General features: G+C 66.8%; 12 protein-coding genes. 6 read left to right on the forward strand and 6 right to left on the reverse strand.

Annotation, left to right across the window (positions count from 1 at the left end; all coding sequences use genetic code 11):
- Positions 1-45: 45 nt before the first annotated feature.
- From FHT38_RS18910 to FHT38_RS18925, 4 genes are all read right to left on the reverse strand, one after another.
- Complete coding sequence (locus FHT38_RS18910) at positions 46-1,107, reverse strand: VacJ family lipoprotein (protein ID WP_183492880.1); 1,062 nt, start codon at positions 1,105-1,107, stop codon at positions 46-48.
- Positions 1,104-1,592, reverse strand: coding sequence for an outer membrane lipid asymmetry maintenance protein MlaD (gene mlaD, locus FHT38_RS18915; protein ID WP_091727179.1), 489 nt, complete (start codon positions 1,590-1,592; stop codon positions 1,104-1,106). The genes FHT38_RS18910 and mlaD overlap by 4 nt, the downstream gene beginning before the upstream one ends.
- A gap of 61 nt (positions 1,593-1,653) precedes the next feature.
- Positions 1,654-2,433 carry a lipid asymmetry maintenance ABC transporter permease subunit MlaE gene (gene mlaE / locus FHT38_RS18920; RefSeq protein WP_183482516.1) on the reverse strand — a complete coding sequence of 260 codons (780 nt, stop codon included), beginning with the start codon at positions 2,431-2,433 and terminating at the stop codon, positions 1,654-1,656.
- Positions 2,430-3,272, reverse strand: coding sequence for an ABC transporter ATP-binding protein (locus FHT38_RS18925; protein WP_183492881.1), 843 nt, complete (start codon positions 3,270-3,272; stop codon positions 2,430-2,432). Before FHT38_RS18925 ends, mlaE begins: the two co-directional genes overlap by 4 nt.
- 379 nt (positions 3,273-3,651) lie before the next feature.
- On the opposite strand from FHT38_RS18925, the gene FHT38_RS18930 reads away from it, so the two are divergent.
- From FHT38_RS18930 to FHT38_RS18955, 6 genes are read left to right on the forward strand one after another with little or no spacing between them, the layout of a single operon-like run.
- Complete coding sequence (locus FHT38_RS18930; RefSeq protein WP_183492882.1) at positions 3,652-4,110, forward strand: type IV pilin protein; 459 nt, start codon at positions 3,652-3,654, stop codon at positions 4,108-4,110.
- Complete coding sequence (locus FHT38_RS18935; RefSeq protein WP_147239778.1) at positions 4,104-4,739, forward strand: GspH/FimT family pseudopilin; 636 nt, start codon at positions 4,104-4,106, stop codon at positions 4,737-4,739. The genes FHT38_RS18930 and FHT38_RS18935 overlap by 7 nt, the downstream gene beginning before the upstream one ends.
- Positions 4,736-5,143, forward strand: coding sequence for a prepilin-type N-terminal cleavage/methylation domain-containing protein (locus FHT38_RS18940; RefSeq protein ID WP_091727198.1), 408 nt, complete (start codon positions 4,736-4,738; stop codon positions 5,141-5,143). The genes FHT38_RS18935 and FHT38_RS18940 overlap by 4 nt, the downstream gene beginning before the upstream one ends.
- A 2-nt stretch (positions 5,144-5,145) precedes the next feature.
- Positions 5,146-6,357: a PilW family protein gene (locus tag FHT38_RS18945; protein WP_183492883.1), complete on the forward strand. Its 1,212-nt coding sequence runs from the start codon at positions 5,146-5,148 to the stop codon at positions 6,355-6,357.
- A gap of 44 nt (positions 6,358-6,401) precedes the next feature.
- Positions 6,402-7,007, forward strand: a complete 606-nt coding sequence (locus FHT38_RS18950; protein WP_183492884.1) for a hypothetical protein — start codon at positions 6,402-6,404, stop codon at positions 7,005-7,007.
- A gap of 13 nt (positions 7,008-7,020) precedes the next feature.
- Positions 7,021-10,878 (forward strand): pilus assembly protein, encoded by a 3,858-nt coding sequence (locus FHT38_RS18955; RefSeq protein ID WP_183492885.1) that lies wholly within the window; start codon positions 7,021-7,023, stop codon positions 10,876-10,878.
- Between the two features lie 134 nt (positions 10,879-11,012).
- Here the strand turns inward: FHT38_RS18955 and FHT38_RS18960 are convergent, their stop codons facing one another.
- Together FHT38_RS18960 and FHT38_RS18965 are read right to left on the reverse strand one after the other, a co-directional pair.
- The gene (locus tag FHT38_RS18960; protein ID WP_183492886.1) at positions 11,013-12,488 is read right to left on the reverse strand and encodes a glutamate synthase subunit beta; all 1,476 of its coding nucleotides are present in this window, start codon (positions 12,486-12,488) and stop codon (positions 11,013-11,015) included.
- 50 nt (positions 12,489-12,538) lie between these two features.
- Positions 12,539-17,359, reverse strand: a complete 4,821-nt coding sequence (locus FHT38_RS18965) for a glutamate synthase-related protein (RefSeq protein ID WP_183492887.1) — start codon at positions 17,357-17,359, stop codon at positions 12,539-12,541.
- Between the last annotated feature and the right edge of the window lie 70 nt (positions 17,360-17,429).

A 17,429-nucleotide genomic window follows, 5' to 3' on the forward strand; every position in this document is an offset into this window, starting at 1 on the left:
CGGTTCACCGGCCACCCCCGCGGGCGTTACCGGTTGTTGCCAGGATCAGCGGTCGCCCTGCGGGTTGACCGGCTTCTCGTCCGGGGTGATGACTTCGTAGTCGTCGTCATCGTCTTCCTGCTGTTCCTTGTGGGACTTGATGTTGCGACGCTGCAGGTAGGCGTCGCGGACGAAGGTGTACTTGTCCAGCGCGATGCCATCCAGCATGTCGGTCACCCGCAGCAGGTTGGCACGGGTGTTGATCACCTGCAGCGCGGTGATCGCGAACTTGTATTCGCCGTCATCGAAGAGATAGGCCGGCGAATAGTAGGCGTTGACCGGCAGCGCCACCGAGTCCCGCAGCGAGGACGGGCCCAGCAGCGGCCACACGATGTAGGGCCCGGTCTTGACGCCCCAGTAGCCGAGCGTGCGACCGAGGTCCTCGGAGGTCTTCTCCAGGCCCGCCGGCGTGGCGATGTCGATCAGGCCGGCGATGCCGAACACCGAGTTCACCGCGACACGCATCGTCTGCGACGCGCCGTTCTTGAAGCGCCCCTGCAGGAACAGGTTGACCGCCGACCAGGCGTCCGAGAAGTTGCCGAAGAAGTTGTCGACCGCCTGGCGCGCGGGTTGCGGCACGAGATCCGAATAGGCCGTGGCGACCGGGCGCAGCACGTGCTCGTCCAGCTTCTCGTTGAAGTTGAAGACCTTGCGGTTCCAGCTTTCCCAGGGATCCAGGCGGTTGCGCACGCGCGGACCCGGCGCCGGCGCATCCGCCGCGGCTGCGGCCGCACCGGCCTGCCCCGCCGCGGCCGGCTCGGCGGCCGAACCCGACGAGGCCGAGGCGGCTTGATCCTGGCCTTGCGCCGATGCTTCGTCCGCGGCGCTCACCGCCGCCTTGTCCGCGGCATCGACGTCGGCGGCGGCTTGTCTCAGTTCGGCCGGCACGGGGGCCGACAGGGCCAGCGGCGTCGCCAGCGTCACGTCCAGTGGCGGCGCGATCGCCGGGTCGGCCTGGAACTGGGCCATCGCGGGCGCCGCGGCGCCCAGGAGCGCCGCGCTCAGCAGCGCGGCCGCGAGGTCGGTCCGTCGCGCTCCGAGCGCGGGACCGGTCGTGGTGGTGGTCATTGTTTCTCTCCCGAGGCCGGCGCCGCGGAGGCATCGGCCGCCTTGTTATAGAGGAACTGGCCGATCAGGTTCTCCAGCACCACCGCCGACTGCGTCTGCGTGATGATGTCGCCCGCGGCGAGGTTCTTTTCTTCCGCACCCGGCTCCAGTCCGATGTACTGCTCGCCCAGCAGGCCGGAGGTGAGGATCTTGGCCGAGCTGTCCTTGGGGAACGCGACGCCCTGGTTCATGTTCAGGATCACGCGGGCCTGGAAGCTCTTGTCGTCGAAGGCGATGCTGCCCACGCGGCCGACCACGACGCCGGCGCTCTTGACCGCCGCGCCCGGCTTGAGGCCGCCGATGTTGTCGAACTTGGCGGTGACGGTGTAGGTGTCCTGGAAGTTGAGCGTCAGCAGGTTGCCCGCCTTCAGGGCCAGGAACAGCAGGGCCGCGCCGCCCAGCAGCACGAAGAACCCGACCAGCGCGTCATAACGAGAGGATTGCATCAGGCAACTCCAGAAGAACTCTTGATTTCAGTTGTCGGTTCGATGGTCCGCGCGCCGCGCGTCAGATCGAGAACATCATGGCGGTCAGGATGAAGTCCAGGCCCAGCACGGCCAGCGAGGACAACACCACGGTGCGCGTCGTCGCCTGCGACACGCCTTCGGGGGTGGGTTTGCAGGCATACCCCTGCAGCAGCGCGACGAAGCTGACGGTCACGCCGAACACGACACTCTTCACGAAGCCGTTGCCGACGTCCTTGAACACGTCGACGCCGCCTTGCATCTGCGACCAGAACGAACCGGCATCGATGCCGATCAGCGGCACGGCAACCAGCCAGCCGCCGATGATGCCGACGGCCGAGAACACCGCCGCCAGCAAGGGCATCGCGATGAAGCCGGCCCAGAAGCGCGGCGCCAGCACGCGCTGCACCGGGTCGACCGCCATCATCTCCATGGCGCTGAGCTGCTCACCGGCCTTCATCAGGCCGATCTCGGCGGTCAGCGAGGTGCCAGCGCGGCCGGCGAACAGCAGGGCCGCCACCACCGGTCCCAGTTCGCGCACCAGGCTGAGGGCGACCAGCAGGCCGACGGCCTCGGCCGAGCCGTAACGCTGCAGGGTGTAGTAGCCCTGCAGCGCCAGCACGAAACCGACGAACAGCCCGGACACGCCGATGATGGACAGCGAGCGGTTGCCGAGGAAATAGATCTGCTCGCGCACCAGCGCGAAGCGGCGCAGGCAGGCGCCCAGGTGCAGCAGCAGGGCGCCGAGCAGCCGCGCCGACCAGCCCCAGTCGCCGAGCTTCAGGCGCAGGCCGCGCCCGATGGAGGTCGCGAGGCCGATCATGCGGAGATCTCCTGGGGCAGCCCGAAGTCTTCGCGCACCGGCTTGGCGGGCTGATGGAAGCGCACCGGACCGTCGGACTCGGCGTTGACGAACTGGTGCACCAGCGGATCCTGGCTGTGACGCAGCTCCTCCGGCGTGCCCTGGGCGACGACGCCGCCGTTGGCGACCATCACCACGTGGTCGGCGATGCCGAAGGTTTCATGGATGTCGTGCGAGACGATGACGCTGGTCAGGCCGAGCGCGTCGTTCAGGTCGCGGATCAGGCGGGCGGTGACGCCCAGCGAGATCGGATCCAGGCCCGCGAAGGGCTCGTCGTAGAGCACCAGGTCGGGATCCAGCGCGATGGCACGCGCCAGCGCGACCCGGCGCGCCATGCCGCCGGAGACCTCGTTGGGCATCAGGTCACGGGCGCCGCGCAGGCCGACCGCGTTGAGCTTCATCAGGACCAGGTCGCGGATCATCGGCTCGGGCAGGCGGGTGTGCTCGCGCAACGGGAAGGCGACGTTCTCGAACACGCTGAGGTCGGTGAACAGAGCGCCGAACTGGAACAGCATGCCCATGCGCCGGCGCTGGGCGTAGAGGTGGGTCTGGTCCATCGGCGCCAGGTCCTGCCCGTCGAACAGCACTTGCCCGGACTGCGGGCGCAGTTGCCGGGTCAGCAGCCGCAGCAGCGTCGTCTTGCCGCCGCCGGAGGATCCGATCAGCGCCATCACCTTGCCGCGCGGCAGGGTGACGTTGACGTCCTTCAGGATGACCCGGTCGCCATAACCGACAGTCACGCCCTTCACCTCGATCAGCGGGCGGGCGTCAGGGGAGGAAGAGGGATCGGTGAATGCCATTTCTTGGAATAGATCCGGGACGATGCCGGGCGGCAGGCGTCCGGGAGCCGGGATCATAGGGTAAAGCCCGAATTGATGCCGGAGGACACCTGGGGCGGGGTGGCGATATGCGACAGCCCGATGAAGGGGGATTGACGCCGGGATCGAGGGCTTCGCGACGCGTAACCGCTGGTCACAATGGGCCCGCGTGCGTGGCTTGCCGGTGGGCGGGGCCGGTGCGCGAGACGCCCGGCGACGCTTGCACAAGGCGTCGACGGGCGCCAAACCGTGACGGACGTCACAGTCCAAGGCCGCCGCGAGACGGGCGGAATCCGAGGCACGACGAGCGGCCTCGCCTTCCAGGGGCGGCTGCCGATAATTTCAGCAAACAGGAGCGCTTATGTTCGAGAACTTTTCGTCGCCGGCTCGCCGGTCCACGTCGCGTGGCTTCACGCTGATCGAGTTGATGATCGTGGTGGCGATCGTGGGCATCCTGGCGGCGATCGCGCTGCCGAGCTACCGGTCGTACTACATGCGCGGCGCCCTCGCCGACGCGGCCACCGGCTTGACGATGATGCGGGCCGACATGGAAGCCTACTACCAGAACTTCCGCACCTATGCGGCCAGCGGTTCGGCCACGCCGCCGTGCTCGACGCCTCGCAAGAACGGCAAGTTCACGATCGGCTGCGACGCGCCAGGCGCCAGCTCCTACACGCTGAAGGCCACCAGCACCGAAACGCTGCTGAAGGATTTCGTCTTCACCGTCGACCAGGCGGACAAGCGCCAGACCACCGGCGCGCCCACGGGCTGGAACACCTGCACCAGCCGGTGGGTGATGGTGAAGGGTGAAGCATGCTGAGGACGAAGGGCCGCGCGTCACGCGGGTTCTCGTTGATCGAGCTGATGATCGTGCTGGCGATCATCGGCCTGACGACGGCCCTGGCCGCGCCGACGATGAGATCCTGGGCCACCAATGCCCAGATCCGGACAGCCGGCAGCTCGCTCTCCACCAGCTTGCGCAACGCGCAGGCCCAGGCGATCAACTCCTACCAGCCGGTGGTCTTCTACCGCACCGACGATTCCAGCTGCGCGCTGAACTCGGCTGCGTCGGCCACGGGCCGATTCTGGGTGGTCCAGCTGATCGCGAACCCGTTGATCACCCAACCCGCGCCCACGCAGCCGCTCCAGTGCGGTTCGGTGACGGATGCGACCTCCAACATCACCATCACCGGACCGACGGCAGTCTGCTTCGGCCCCAACGGGCGGCCCGTGATGCTCAACGCCCCGGTGGCCGGCGCCTCCTGCAACGTCAATGCCGATGGCAACTCGATCTACTGGATCGACTCCAGTTCGACAGCCGCCAATCAGAAGAAGCTGTCCGTCTGGGTGACCCTGGGCGGGACGGTGCGTCTGTGCGACCGCGAGCGTCTGCTGTCGGACTCCGAACCCGACGGCTGTGAAGCCGTCAACAAGGCGGCCACCGAATGAACACCTTCTCACCAAGTCGCGCGCGGCGCCCTTCCCGGGCGCGCGCCCGAGGCATGACGCTGATCGAATTGATGGTCGCGATGCTGGTCATGACGATCGGCATCGTGGGCCTGGTCGCGCTGATGGCCCGTGCCTCGCAGGCCAGTTCCGGCGCCGATGAAAACCAGCGTGCGGCCACCCTGGCCTCGGAAATGGCCAACGACATGTGGCTCTACAACACGAGCCTGCCTCCCACCATCGCTGCATGGCAGGCGCGCGTCTCGGCCTCCGGCCTCGTCGGCGCGAAGGGCGATGTTGCCGATGCGCCGGTCGGGACGCTCGCGAACACCAAGCGCATCACGATCACGTGGAAGACGCCTGCCGGCGATGCGCGTACGTACTACACCGACGTGCGACTGAACTGACCATGACGATGCATCGCCGTCCCCTCCTCCGCCGTGGCGCCATGCGCGCGGCCTTCGGCTTCACCCTGGTCGAGCTGCTGATCTCGATGACGATCGGCCTGGTGCTCATGGCCGCGCTCGGCATCATGATGAACGCCTTCGACAAGTCGAAGCGCCAGAGCGCCACCACCTCCGACCTGGCCCAGAACAGCGGCTACCTGTCCTACGACCTGGACCGCCAGCTGCGCAGCATCGGTTCCGGCCTGTTCCAGAACCAGGCCCTGAGCTTCGGCTGCCCGCTCGATGTCGCGCGCAATGGCGCGCCGATCCTGCCGCGCCAGTCGGCTTTCCCCGCCCCGTTCCAGAACGTTCCGGGGGCCGTGGCGGCGATGCCCATCGTTGTCTATGCGGGACTCGGATTCGACGCGAAGTTCGGCAACGGTCCGTCCGACGTCATCCAGATCATGACCACCTCCGCGGGCATGAGCGAAGCGCCCCAGGAAGTGGTCACCGGCACCGTGCAGGTGAACGCCTTCAACATGAACAACACGCTGGGCCTTCGCGGCGGCGACCTGCTGATGCTCACCGAGCTCTCGCGCCGCTGCCTGATCACCCAGGTGGCGCCGAACTTCGTCGGCTCCGCCGCCCCGGGCGTGCCGCTCGACGGCCCCTACTACGCGGCCGCGGTCGGGACCAACAACCTGGTCAGCTACGGCGTGTCCAGCCCCTTGAGCGTGACCAACCTCGGCAACGTCAATGGCAACCAGCCCCATTTCCAGCTGATCGGCATCAATGACAAGCGGCAGCTGGTCGCCTACGACATGCTGCAGATGAACAACATCCCCAATGCCGACCTCCCGGTGCCGCTGGCCGACAACGTGATCGACTTCCGCGTGCGCTTCGGGGTGGCGCCCGCGGGCAACGGCGTGATCACGAGCTGGGTCAATCCGTCCGCCGCTCCCTACAACGCCGCCGGACTGACCGCGACCCCGGCACTGGGCGCCGACATCGTGGCCGTGAGCATCTCGATGCTGGTGCGCGGGGACCGGATCGAGCGCGACAAGGAATACGTCTCGCCCGGAACCTTCACCATGTTCTCCGCCTTGCCGGCGGCGATGCAGACGACGATCAAGCTCCCCGAGGCCGAGCAGCTTCGCCATTACCGCCTCATCGAACTGACGGTGCCGGTGCGCAACGCCATCCTGACGGCTCCCGCGCGTCCGGTGCCGCCTTGAGCGGACCGTCCCCGTCCGCCGCCGTCCCCATCCCGAGGCCTCCCATGCGTTCCACCGCCCCGACCCTCCCCAAGCGCCAGCGCGGCGTGATCATGGTGATCGCGCTGATCACCCTCGCCGTGCTTCTGATCGGCGCCGCCGCCGCGATGAAATCGATGAACGTGACGCTGGCCAGCGTCGGTTACTTCGGCTTCAAGCGCGAGATGACCAACCAGAGCGAACGCGCCATCCGCCTCGCCAGCACGGCCCTGTCCCCTGGCGGCGCCCTGGCGCTGACCTCGGCGCGCTGGACCAGCAACGCGGCACAGAACTACAGCGCAACGATGCTCCCGAGCGACGCTTCCGGCATTCCGCTGGCGCTGCTGGACACGACCACCGGCGGCGGGCTGTCCGGCCTGGGCAGCTCGGCCAACGAGATCAAGCTGGCCGGCGACAACGTCACCGTCCATTACCTGATCGACCGGCTGTGCTTGAACACCGGCGCCTTCGATCCGGCCAACTGCCAGATGCTGGGCCGGGCCAACAACTTCGGGGCCAAGCCCGGCAATCCGAAGCCGCAGCCCCAACCGACCTATCGCATCACCGTGCGCGTCACCGGCCCGCACAACGCGTACTCGTTCTATCAGAGTACGTTCACCACCTTGAACTGATCAGAGGCCCTCGATGTTCCCCTCTCGTCTTTCCTTGCGCCTGAGCGGCGCCGCGGCCTTGTTGGCCGCGATGTCGATCGCCAATGCGCAGACCGTGCTGGCCGACAAACCGGTGTTCGCCTCCGTCGCGGTGCCGGGCAACCTGGCCCTGGCACTGTCGGTGGAATATCCGACCGCCGTGAGCAACGCCCACACCGACGCGACCTACAACCCGGCGTCGACCTACCTCGGGTACTTCGACCCCAACAAGTGTTACGACTACAGGAAGTCCACGACCGCGATCCCGGTGGACCACTTCGCGCCGACGGCCAAGGCGGCAAGCCACGTCTGCAGCAAGAAGTGGAGCGGCAACTTCCTGAACTACGCCACCATGCAGACCATCGACCCGTTCCGGTGGGCGCTGACCGGTGGGTCGCGGGTGGTCGACACGACCACGGCCACCGTCCTGCAGAAGGCTTATGCCAGCGGCCAGGGCAACACCGGCAACTTCCCCGACCGCTCCATCACCTCGCAGACCATCGTCGCCGGCGCCACACCACTGGTGGATCAGAACGGCAACGCCTGGAACGGCCTGAAGATGCGCATCCAGGGCCTTGGCGTGAGCATGCGCATCTCCAACAGCGGAGACAACAACAGCGGCAACCCCACGGCCTTCGATCCCACGTCGTCCTCGTGGAATGGCGGCGTGTCGTATTTGATCGACATCCGCGTCCGCGTCTGCGACAACACGCTGAGCTCAGCGAACAACAGCTACCTGGAACAGAACTGCAAGCCTTACGCCAACAACACGATCTACAAGCCGGAGGGTCTGATTCAGGACTACGCCAGCCAGATCCGGTTCAGCGCGTTCGGCTATCTCAATGACGCCACCCTGAGCCGCGATGGCGGCGTTCTGCGCTCGCGCCAGAAGTACGTCGGTCCGACGAAGCCGGTGCCGGGTGGCGATCCCGTCACGAACGCACAGCGCGAATGGGATCCGAACACCGGCATCATGGTGGACAACCCCAACGTCGACGCGAGCGCGAACATCAACGATGTGGCGGACATGGCCGCCTACTACGGGGTCAACGTCAGTTACAGCGGGGTGATGAACTACCTGAACAAGTTCGGCGCCTCGGGTTCGTACAAGACCTACGACCCGGTCGGCGAACTCTATTACGCCGCGTTGCGCTACTACCGCAATCTCGGCAACGTCGCCAGCTACTCAGCCCCCAGCAGCAAGACCACGCGGGCCGCGCAGGCCGACGGTTTCCCGGTGATCTCCAACTGGGGCGACCCGATGGAGTATTCCTGCCAGAAGAACTTCATCCTGGGCATCGGCGACGTCAACACCCACGCGGACCGCAACCTGCCGGGCGCGACCGGCTCCTCAGAGCCGACCAAGCCGACCGAAGTGACCGACGACAAGGCCTTCGATGCCGTCGAATGGACCAACCGCGTGGGCAAGCTCAGCGGCGTCAATGCCTCGCTGGGCAATGTCCAGGGCTATAACGGCTGCTGCAACAACAACGGCGCGCTGATCGCGGGCATGGCGTACTGGGCCAACTCGACCGACATCCGCCCGGACGCGGAATCGGACAAGAACTCGGCCGGCATGCAGACCGTGCAGACGTACTGGCTGGACGTGCTCGAGTTCGGCGCCTACAAGTCCAACAACCAGTACTACCTGGCCACGCGCTACGGTGGCGCCAACCTGCCGACGGACTTCAACCCGCTGACCCGCACGACGGACCTGACGCAAGGCTGGTGGCACACCGGCGACAGCAGCGACACCGTCGGCGGTCAACTGCGCCCCGACACCTACTTCACGGCCGCCAAGGCGGACCAGATGGTGAGTGGCCTGTCCAACGCATTCGCGAGCATCGCCTCGCGGATGAAGGCGTACTCGACCGCCTTCAGCACCGCCTCGCAGCAGATCACGGCCGCCGGCGTGGCCAGCTACGCCACGCAGTACGACGCCAAGCAGTGGACCGGCGAGGTCATTGCCAGCACGCTCAGCGCCGCCAACGGCAGCACCGCCACCACGCAGGTCGAGGCCTGGCGCTTCTCCACCAAGCTGGCAGCTCAACTCGCCGGCACGGGCTGGAAGGACGATCGTCGAGTGGTGACCTACAACACCGACACCAAGAGGGCGGTGCGCTTCCAGAAGACCTCCAGCGTGGGCTCCGCTCAGCAGGCCGGCCTGGTCACCAGCTACAACACCACCGACACCACCGACGAGTATGTGAACTACCTGCGCGGGGACCAGTCGAACGAGGGCACCGGCAAGTACCGCACCCGCTCGTCGCTGGTGGGCGACATCGTCAACTCCAAGGTCACCGTGGTCGCTCAACCGTCGATGAACCTGTCGGAAGGTGCCAACCCTGGCTACGCGGCGTACAAGGCGGCTGTCGCCACCAAGAAGCGTCCGAACTACCTGGTGGTGGGCACGAACGCGGGCATGGTGCACGTGATTGATGGCTCGCTGACGGGCAGCACCGCCGGCCGCGAGATCTTCGCCTACATCCCCGGCGCGCTGTTCGCCGGCCCCAGCAACCCGGCCACACCGGGCACCGACGGCCTGGCCATCCTGGGCAATCCCAACTTCAACCACCGCTTCTTCGTCGACGCCCGTCCGACGGCGATGGATGTGGACTTCGGCTATGTCGATGGCCAGCGCGGTGCCGCCGATTGGCACACGATCGTCGTCGGCGGCCTGGGCAAGGGCGGGCGCAGCGTCTACGCGCTGGACCTGACCGACCTGTCGGACGTCACCAGCGAAGACGATGCGGTGCGCAAGGTGCTGTGGGAGTTCACCGCGCCGGACATGGGCATGCTGTTCGGCGAACCCGTGATCACCAAGACGGCCACGCACGGCTGGGTGGTGCTGGTTCCGACCGGCCACAACAATGCTTCCGGCAAGGCCCGCATCTACGTGCTCAACCCGAAGACCGGCGCGATCATCACGACGATCAGCGCGGACGCGCTGTCCGACGACGCCTCTGCCGGCGATCCAGCCGGTCTGAACCAGCTGACGCCGTTCTATCCCGACCTGTCGACGCTGGTGGTCGAGTCGGTCTACGGCGGCGACCTGCGCGGCAATGTCTGGCGTGCGGACCTGCGCTCCGGCAGCAATGGCTATCCCAACCTGGTGAAGGTGGCTCGCGCGGTCGGTCCGAACAACACGCCGCAGCCGATCACCACGGCGGTCGTGCCCATCGGCGATACCAACACCTACCGTCGGTTCCTGGCCTTCGGCACCGGCAAGATGCTCAATGCCAACGACATCAACAGCACGCAGCTGCAGCGTCTGTACGGCGTCGTCGACGGCACGGTCGCCAAGTTCAGCAATTCGGGCGACGCGCCGACCAACAACGTGTTCCCGATCACCTCGGCCAACCTGGTGCAGCTCACGGACCTGACGCAGAAGGCGAGCATCGACTACAAGGTGAAATCGGGCTGGTACTTCGATCTGCCTTCGGGCTACCGCGTGCTGAATGACCCGACCTACTACCTGAGCTTCGCCGCCTTCTCCGCGACGCTGCCGTCGACGGCCGATGCCTGCAACCCCGGTGGTGTCAGCCGTGTCTACCTGATCGATCTTTCCAGCGGTCAGACGCAGTTCGCCAACAACGCGGCCTACCTGGATCCGGGCTTCGCCGTCACGGACATGCTGTTCGTGAAGACGGACGAGGGCGTGGACCTGGTCCTCAGCGGGTCGACTCCCTCGTCGCCCAAGACGACCTGCGATGCGAAGGATCCGACGTGCAACGTCTGCCCCCCGGGCGATCCGCTGTGCCGAAGCAAGCCCAACCAGGGCTCGGCGGTCGGCGCCAAGATCCTGAACTGGCGCGAGATCCCGCTGCGCAACAGCACGAACGGCGCGCTCTGATCGCCCGCTCCACAACCGAAGCCCGGCACCCGCCGGGCTTTTTTTCGTCTTGCCAGCCGCTCGCTACGGCTCCGTGGGCATGAAAAAACCCGCTGTCTCACGACAGCGGGTTTTCGCTTTCTGGATCCGGCTGATCAACGCGGCAACGCGCTGTCCCCCATCAGGAACTCATCGACCGAGCGTGCCGCCTGCCGGCCTTCGCGGATGGCCCAGACCACCAGCGACTGGCCGCGGCGCATGTCGCCGGCCACGAACACCTTCGCCGCGTTCGTCTTGTAGCCGCCGTTGAAATCGGTGGTCGCCTTGGCGTTGCCGCGGGCATCCTTGGTGACGCCAAAGGCGTCGATGATCGACGCGACCGGGCTGACGAAACCCATCGCCAGCAGCACCAGGTCCGCCTTCAGGACCTGCTCGCTGCCCGGAACCTCGACCATCTTGCCGTTGGACCACTCCACGCGCACCGTCTTCACGCCGGTGACCTTGCCCTTCTCGCCGAGGAATTCCTTGGTCGCGATCGCGAATTCGCGCTCGCATCCTTCCTCGTGGCTGGACGAGGTGCGCAGCTTGATCGGCCAGTAGGGCCAGGTCAGCGGCCGATCCTCGACCTCCGGCGGCTGCGGCATCAGCTCGAACTGGGTGACGCTCTTGGCGCCGTGGCGGTTGCTGGTGCCGACGCAGTCGCTGCCGGTGTCGCCACCGCCGATCACGATGACGTGCTTGCCGTCGGCGCGCAGCTGGTTCTTGAGCTTGTCGCCGGCATTCACCTTGTTCTGCTGCGGCAGGAACTCCATCGCGAAATGCACGCCAGCCAGGTCGCGGCCCGGCACCGGCAAGTCGCGCGATTGCTCGGCACCGCCGGCGAGCAGCACGGCATCGAACTTCTCGGTCAGTTCATCGGCCGTGACCACATCCTTGGCCCAGTTGGTGACCTTGGATCCCTCGGGCAGGTGAGCGACCATCACGCCGGTGCGGAACACCACGCCCTCCTCTTCCATCTGCTGGACGCGACGGTCGATGTGGCTCTTCTCCATCTTGAAGTCGGGGATGCCGTAGCGCAGCAGGCCGCCGACGCGATCGTTCTTCTCGAACACGGTGACGCTGTGGCCCGCGCGCGCCAACTGCTGCGCCGCGGCCAAGCCGGCCGGGCCGGAACCCACGACCGCCACCGTCTTGCCGGTCTTGACCTTCGCAGGTCTGGGCGGTACCCAGCCCTCGACCCAGGCGCGGTCGATGATCGCGTGCTCGATCGACTTGATGCCGACCGCGTCGTCATTGACGTTGAGCGTGCAGGCGGCCTCGCAGGGGGCGGGGCAGATGCGGCCGGTGAACTCGGGGAAGTTGTTGGTCGAGTGCAGCACCGCGATGGCGCTCTTCCAGTCGGCATCGCCTCCCCGGTACACCAGGTCGTTGAAGTCCGGAATGATGTTGTTGACCGGGCAGCCGCTGTTGCAGAACGGCGTCCCGCAGTCCATGCATCTGGCGCCCTGCTGCTTCGCCTGCTCGACGTTCAGGCCGATGACGAATTCCTTGTAGTTCTTGAGACGCGCCTCGACGGGCTCATAGCCCTCTTCCAGACGTTCGTACTCCATGAAGCCGGTGACTTTTCCCATGGCGGCTCGCTCCTGAATTCCTGAATCTCTTGCGACTTCGATGCGACGGATCAGACCTTGACCTTGGCGGCGGGCGCCTTGGCGTGGGCGATGGTGGCGGCGGCTTCCTTGGCGGCTCCGAGCTCGCCCAGCGCGCGGCGGTACTCCGTCGGGAACACCTTCACGAACTTGGCGCGCGACTCGGCCCAGTGGTCCAGGATGTCGCGGGCGCGCTGGCTGCCGGTCCAGCGGTGGTGATCCTCGATCAGCTTCTTGAGGATCGCCTCGTCGGTGCGGGCCTCGCCATCGCCGAGCTTGTGCCAGATCGCCCTGTCCATCGTGGCTTCCTGCTCGTGCGCGGGCAGCAGCTTGTCCAGCGAGACCATCGCCGTGTTGCAGCGCTTGGCGAACTGGCCATCCTCGTCGTAGACGTACGCGACACCGCCGCTCATGCCGGCGGCGAAGTTGCGACCGGTCTTGCCGAGAACGGCGACGGTGCCGCCGGTCATGTACTCGCAGCCGTGGTCGCCCGTGCCCTCGACGACCGCGGTCGCGCCGGACAGCCGCACCGCGAAGCGCTCGCCCGCGACGCCGCGGAAGAAGGCCTCGCCCTTGGTCGCGCCGTACAGCACGGTGTTGCCGACGATGATGTTCTTCGTCGCGTCACCCCGGAAGTCGATCGACGGGCGCACCACCACACGGCCGCCGGACAGGCCCTTGCCGGTGTAGTCGTTGGCGTCGCCGATCAGGTAGAAGGTGATGCCCGGCGCCAGGAAGGCACCGAAGCTCTGGCCGCCCGTGCCTTCCATCTGGATGAAGATGGTCTGGTCCTCCAGCCCTTCCGGACGACGGCGGATCAGTTCGCCCGACAGCATCGCGCCCACCGTGCGGCGAACGTTGGTCACTTCCTGCATGAAGCGCACCTTCTCGCCTTTCTCGAAGGCGGGCAGGCACTTCTCGATCAGCTTGACGTCCAGCGCGCGGTCCAGGCCGTGGTCCTGGTGATCGTTGTGCAGGCGGGCCACGTCGGCCGGCAGTTCCGGGCGATGGAAGACGCGGGTGAAGTCCAGGCCCTTGGCCTTCCAGTGGCTGATGCCCTTCTTCGTGTCGAGCAGGTCGGCGCGGCCGATCAGCTCATCGAACTTGCGGATGCCCAGCTGCGCCATGATCTGGCGCGCTTCCTCGGCCACGAAGAAGAAGTAGTTGACGACATGCTCGGGCTTGCCGCTGAACTTCTTGCGCAGCACCGGGTCCTGCGTCGCGACACCGACCGGGCAGGTGTTCAGGTGGCACTTGCGCATCATGATGCAGCCCTCGACCACCAGCGGCGCGGTCGCGAAGCCGAACTCGTCGGCGCCCAGCAGCGCGCCGATGACGACGTCGCGGCCGGTCTTCATCTGGCCGTCAGCCTGCACGCGGACGCGGCCACGCAGGCGGTTCAGCACCAGCGTCTGCTGCGCTTCGGCCAGGCCCAGCTCCCACGGCGTGCCGGCATGCTTGATCGACGACCACGGCGAGGCGCCGGTGCCGCCGTCATGGCCGGCGATCACGATGTGGTCGGCCTTGGCCTTGGCCACGCCCGCCGCGATCGTGCCCACGCCGACTTCCGACACCAGCTTGACCGAGACGTCGGCGCGCTGGTTGACGTTCTTCAGGTCGTGGATCAGCTGCGCCAGGTCCTCGATCGAATAGATGTCGTGGTGCGGCGGCGGCGAGATCAGGCCCACGCCCGGCACCGAATGGCGCAGGAAGCCGATGTAGTCGGTGACCTTGCCGCCGGGCAGTTGACCGCCCTCGCCGGGCTTGGCGCCCTGAGCCATCTTGATCTGGATCTGGTCGGCGCTGACCAGGTACTCGGTCGTGACGCCGAAGCGGCCCGAGGCGACCTGCTTGATGCGCGAGCGCATCGAGTCGCCGTCCTGCAGTTCGTAATCGACCTCGACGACCTTGCTGCCGACGACGTCCGACATCTTCGTGCCGGCCGTGATCTTGATGCCCTTGAGCTCATTGCGATACCGCGCCGGGTCTTCGCCGCCCTCGCCGGTGTTGCTCTTGCCGCCGATGCGGTTCATCGCGACGGCCAGCGTCGCATGCGCCTCGGTCGAGATCGAGCCCAGCGACATCGCGCCGGTGGCGAAGCGCTTGACGATCTCGGCGGCCGGCTCGACCTCCTCCAGCGGGATCGCCTGGGTCGGGTCGAACTTGAACTCGAACAGGCCGCGCAGCGTCATGTGGCGGCGGCTCTGGTCGTTGATCAGCTGGGCGTATTCCTTGTACGTGTCGAACTTGCCCGATCGCGTGCTGTGCTGCAGCTTGGCGATCGCGTCGGGGGTCCACATGTGCTCCTCGCCGCGGGTGCGCCACGCGTATTCGCCGCCGGCGTCCAGCATGTGCTCCAGCACCGGGTCGTCGCCGAACGCGGCGCGATGCAGCCGCAGCGCTTCCTCGGCGACCTCGAACACGCCGATGCCGCCGACCTGCGTCGGCGTGCCGCGGAAGTACTTCGCGACGAAGTCGGACTTCAGGCCGATGGCCTCGAAGATCTGCGCGCCGCAATAGGACATGTAGGTCGAGATGCCCATCTTGGACATGATCTTCGACAGCCCCTTGCCCACCGCCTTGATGTAGTTGTAGATCGCCTTGTCGGCCGACAGCGCCGCCGGCAGCTCCGCGCTCATCGCCTGCAGCGTCTCCAGCGCGAGGTAGGGATGGACCGCTTCGGCGCCGAAGCCCGCGAGCACCGCGAAATGGTGGACCTCGCGTGCCGTGCCGGTCTCGACGACCAGGCCGCAGGTGGTGCGCAGTCCTTCGCGGACCAGGTGGTGGTGCACCGCCGACAGCGCCAGCAGCGCCGGGATGGCGACCCGGTTCGCGCTCAGGTGCCGGTCCGTGATGATGAGGATGTTGTGGCCGCCCTTGATGGCGTCCACGGTTTCAGCGCACAGCGAGGCCAGCTGCGCCTCCACGCCCTCGCGGCCCCAGTCCAGCGGGTAGGTGATGTCGAGCTCGTAAGGCTTGAACTTGCCGTTGGTGTGGTGCTCGATCGCACGCAGGCGGGCCATCGATGCGAAGTCCAGCACCGGCTGCGTCACCTCCAGGCGCATCGGCGGGTTCACCGCGTTGATGTCCAGCAGGTTGGGTTTGGGACCGATGAAGCTGTTCAGCGACATCACGATCGCCTCGCGGATCGGGTCGATCGGCGGGTTGGTGACCTGCGCGAACAGCTGCTTGAAGTAGTTGTAGAGCGGCTTGTTCTTGTCGGACAGCACGGCCAGCGGGCTGTCGTTGCCCATCGAGCCGATGCCTTCCTCGCCGTTCGCGGCCATCGGCGCGAGCAGGAACTTCACGTCTTCCTGGGTGAAGCCGAAGGCCTGCTGTCGGTCCAGCAGCGAAGCGGGGAACACCGGCGCGGCCGCTTCCGGCGCGGGGATCTCGTCGAGCTTGACCCGCACGTTCTCGATCCACTGGCGGTAGGGACGCGCGTTCGCGTACTGCGTCTTCAGTTCCTCGTCGTCGATGATGCGACCCTGCTCCAGGTCGATCAGGAACATCTTGCCGGGCTGCAGGCGCCACTTCTGGACCACCCGCGATTCCGGAATGGGGAGCACGCCGGATTCGGAGGCCAGCACGACGAGGTCGTCATCGGTGACCCAGTAGCGGGCCGGACGCAGGCCGTTGCGGTCCAGCGCGGCGCAGACCTGGCGACCGTCGGTGAAGACCATGGCGGCGGGGCCGTCCCACGGCTCCATCATCGCGGCGTGGTACTCGTAGAACGCGCGGCGGCGTTCGTCCATCCACTCGTGCTGCTCCCAGGCCTCGGGAATCATCATCATCGCGGCGTGCGCGAGCGGGTAGCCCGACATCGTCAGCAGCTCGATGGCGTTGTCGAAGGTGGCCGTGTCGGACTGGTGCTCGAAGCTGATCGGGTACAGCTTCTTCAGGTCGTCGCCCAGCACCGGCGACTTCATGACGCCTTCGCGGGCGCGCATCCAGTTGAAGTTGCCCTTGACGGTGTTGATCTCGCCGTTGTGGGCCACCATCCGGTACGGGTGGGCCAGCGGCCACTCGGGGAAGGTGTTGGTCGAGAAGCGCTGGTGCACCAGCGCGATCGCGGAAACCACGCGCGGGTCGGCCAGGTCGCGGTAGTACTTGCCCACCTGGTCGGCCAGCAGCAGACCCTTGTAGATGACGGTGCGGCAGCTCATCGACGGCACGTAGTACTCGCGGCTGTGCGTCAGATGGAGCGCCTGGATCGCGCTGGAGGCCGTCTTGCGGATCACGTACAGCTTCCGCTCGAGCGCGTCGGGGACGATGATGTCCGGGCCACGGCCGATGAAGATCTGGCGAATGATCGGTTCCTTCTCGCGCACGGTCGGCGACATCGGCATGTCGCGGTCCACCGGCACATCCCGCCAGCCCAGCAGCACCTGGCCCTCTGCCTTGATCGCACGGGCAAGTTCCTGCTCGCAAGCGAGGCGCGAGGCGTGCTCCTTGGGCAGGAAGATCATGCCGACGCCGTATTCGCCCGGAGGGGGCAGCGTGACGCCCTGCTGGGCCATCTCGGCGCGATAGAACTCGTCGGGGATCTGGATCAGGATGCCGGCGCCGTCACCCATCAGCTTGTCCGCACCGACGGCACCGCGATGGTCCAGGTTCTCCAGGATCTTCAGGCCCTGCTGGACGATGTGGTGGGCTTTCTGGCCCTTGATGTGGGCCACGAAGCCCAGGCCGCAGGCGTCCTTCTCGTTGGCGCCGTTGTACAGACCATGGGCGGCCAGCTCGCGGATCTCGGTCGCGGACGGGCCGGCCGTCGGCAGCGTGGCGGAAACCGCGTCGGCGGTCGTGGCGGGGGACGACGATTGCGCTGCGCGCGGATCTTGAGCTGCCGACATCGGTGGCCTCCTGAACTCTCGAAAACGAAACCCGCGCAGGTTAAGGCGCGTGCCGGCATGGCACAAGCAC

Origin of the sequence: Mitsuaria sp. BK041 (assembly GCF_014193085.1) — a bacterium.
Classification (GTDB): domain Bacteria; phylum Pseudomonadota; class Gammaproteobacteria; order Burkholderiales; family Burkholderiaceae_C; genus Roseateles.

What these genes read in the sequence shown, in the direction of transcription:
- mlaE (WP_183482516.1), bottom strand. Translation starts at nt 2,433, where the DNA reads ATGATCGGCCTCGCGACCTCCATCGGGCGCGGCCTGCGCCTGAAGCTC.
- FHT38_RS18960 (WP_183492886.1), bottom strand. Translation starts at nt 12,488, where the DNA reads ATGGGAAAAGTCACCGGCTTCATGGAGTACGAACGTCTGGAAGAGGGC.
- FHT38_RS18935 (WP_147239778.1), top strand. Translation starts at nt 4,104, where the DNA reads ATGCTGAGGACGAAGGGCCGCGCGTCACGCGGGTTCTCGTTGATCGAG.
- FHT38_RS18910 (WP_183492880.1), bottom strand. Translation starts at nt 1,107, where the DNA reads ATGACCACCACCACGACCGGTCCCGCGCTCGGAGCGCGACGGACCGAC.
- mlaD (WP_091727179.1), bottom strand. Translation starts at nt 1,592, where the DNA reads ATGCAATCCTCTCGTTATGACGCGCTGGTCGGGTTCTTCGTGCTGCTG.
- FHT38_RS18930 (WP_183492882.1), top strand. Translation starts at nt 3,652, where the DNA reads ATGTTCGAGAACTTTTCGTCGCCGGCTCGCCGGTCCACGTCGCGTGGC.
- FHT38_RS18965 (WP_183492887.1), bottom strand. Translation starts at nt 17,359, where the DNA reads ATGTCGGCAGCTCAAGATCCGCGCGCAGCGCAATCGTCGTCCCCCGCC.
- FHT38_RS18950 (WP_183492884.1), top strand. Translation starts at nt 6,402, where the DNA reads ATGCGTTCCACCGCCCCGACCCTCCCCAAGCGCCAGCGCGGCGTGATC.
- FHT38_RS18925 (WP_183492881.1), bottom strand. Translation starts at nt 3,272, where the DNA reads ATGGCATTCACCGATCCCTCTTCCTCCCCTGACGCCCGCCCGCTGATC.
- FHT38_RS18945 (WP_183492883.1), top strand. Translation starts at nt 5,146, where the DNA reads ATGACGATGCATCGCCGTCCCCTCCTCCGCCGTGGCGCCATGCGCGCG.
- FHT38_RS18940 (WP_091727198.1), top strand. Translation starts at nt 4,736, where the DNA reads ATGAACACCTTCTCACCAAGTCGCGCGCGGCGCCCTTCCCGGGCGCGC.
- FHT38_RS18955 (WP_183492885.1), top strand. Translation starts at nt 7,021, where the DNA reads ATGTTCCCCTCTCGTCTTTCCTTGCGCCTGAGCGGCGCCGCGGCCTTG.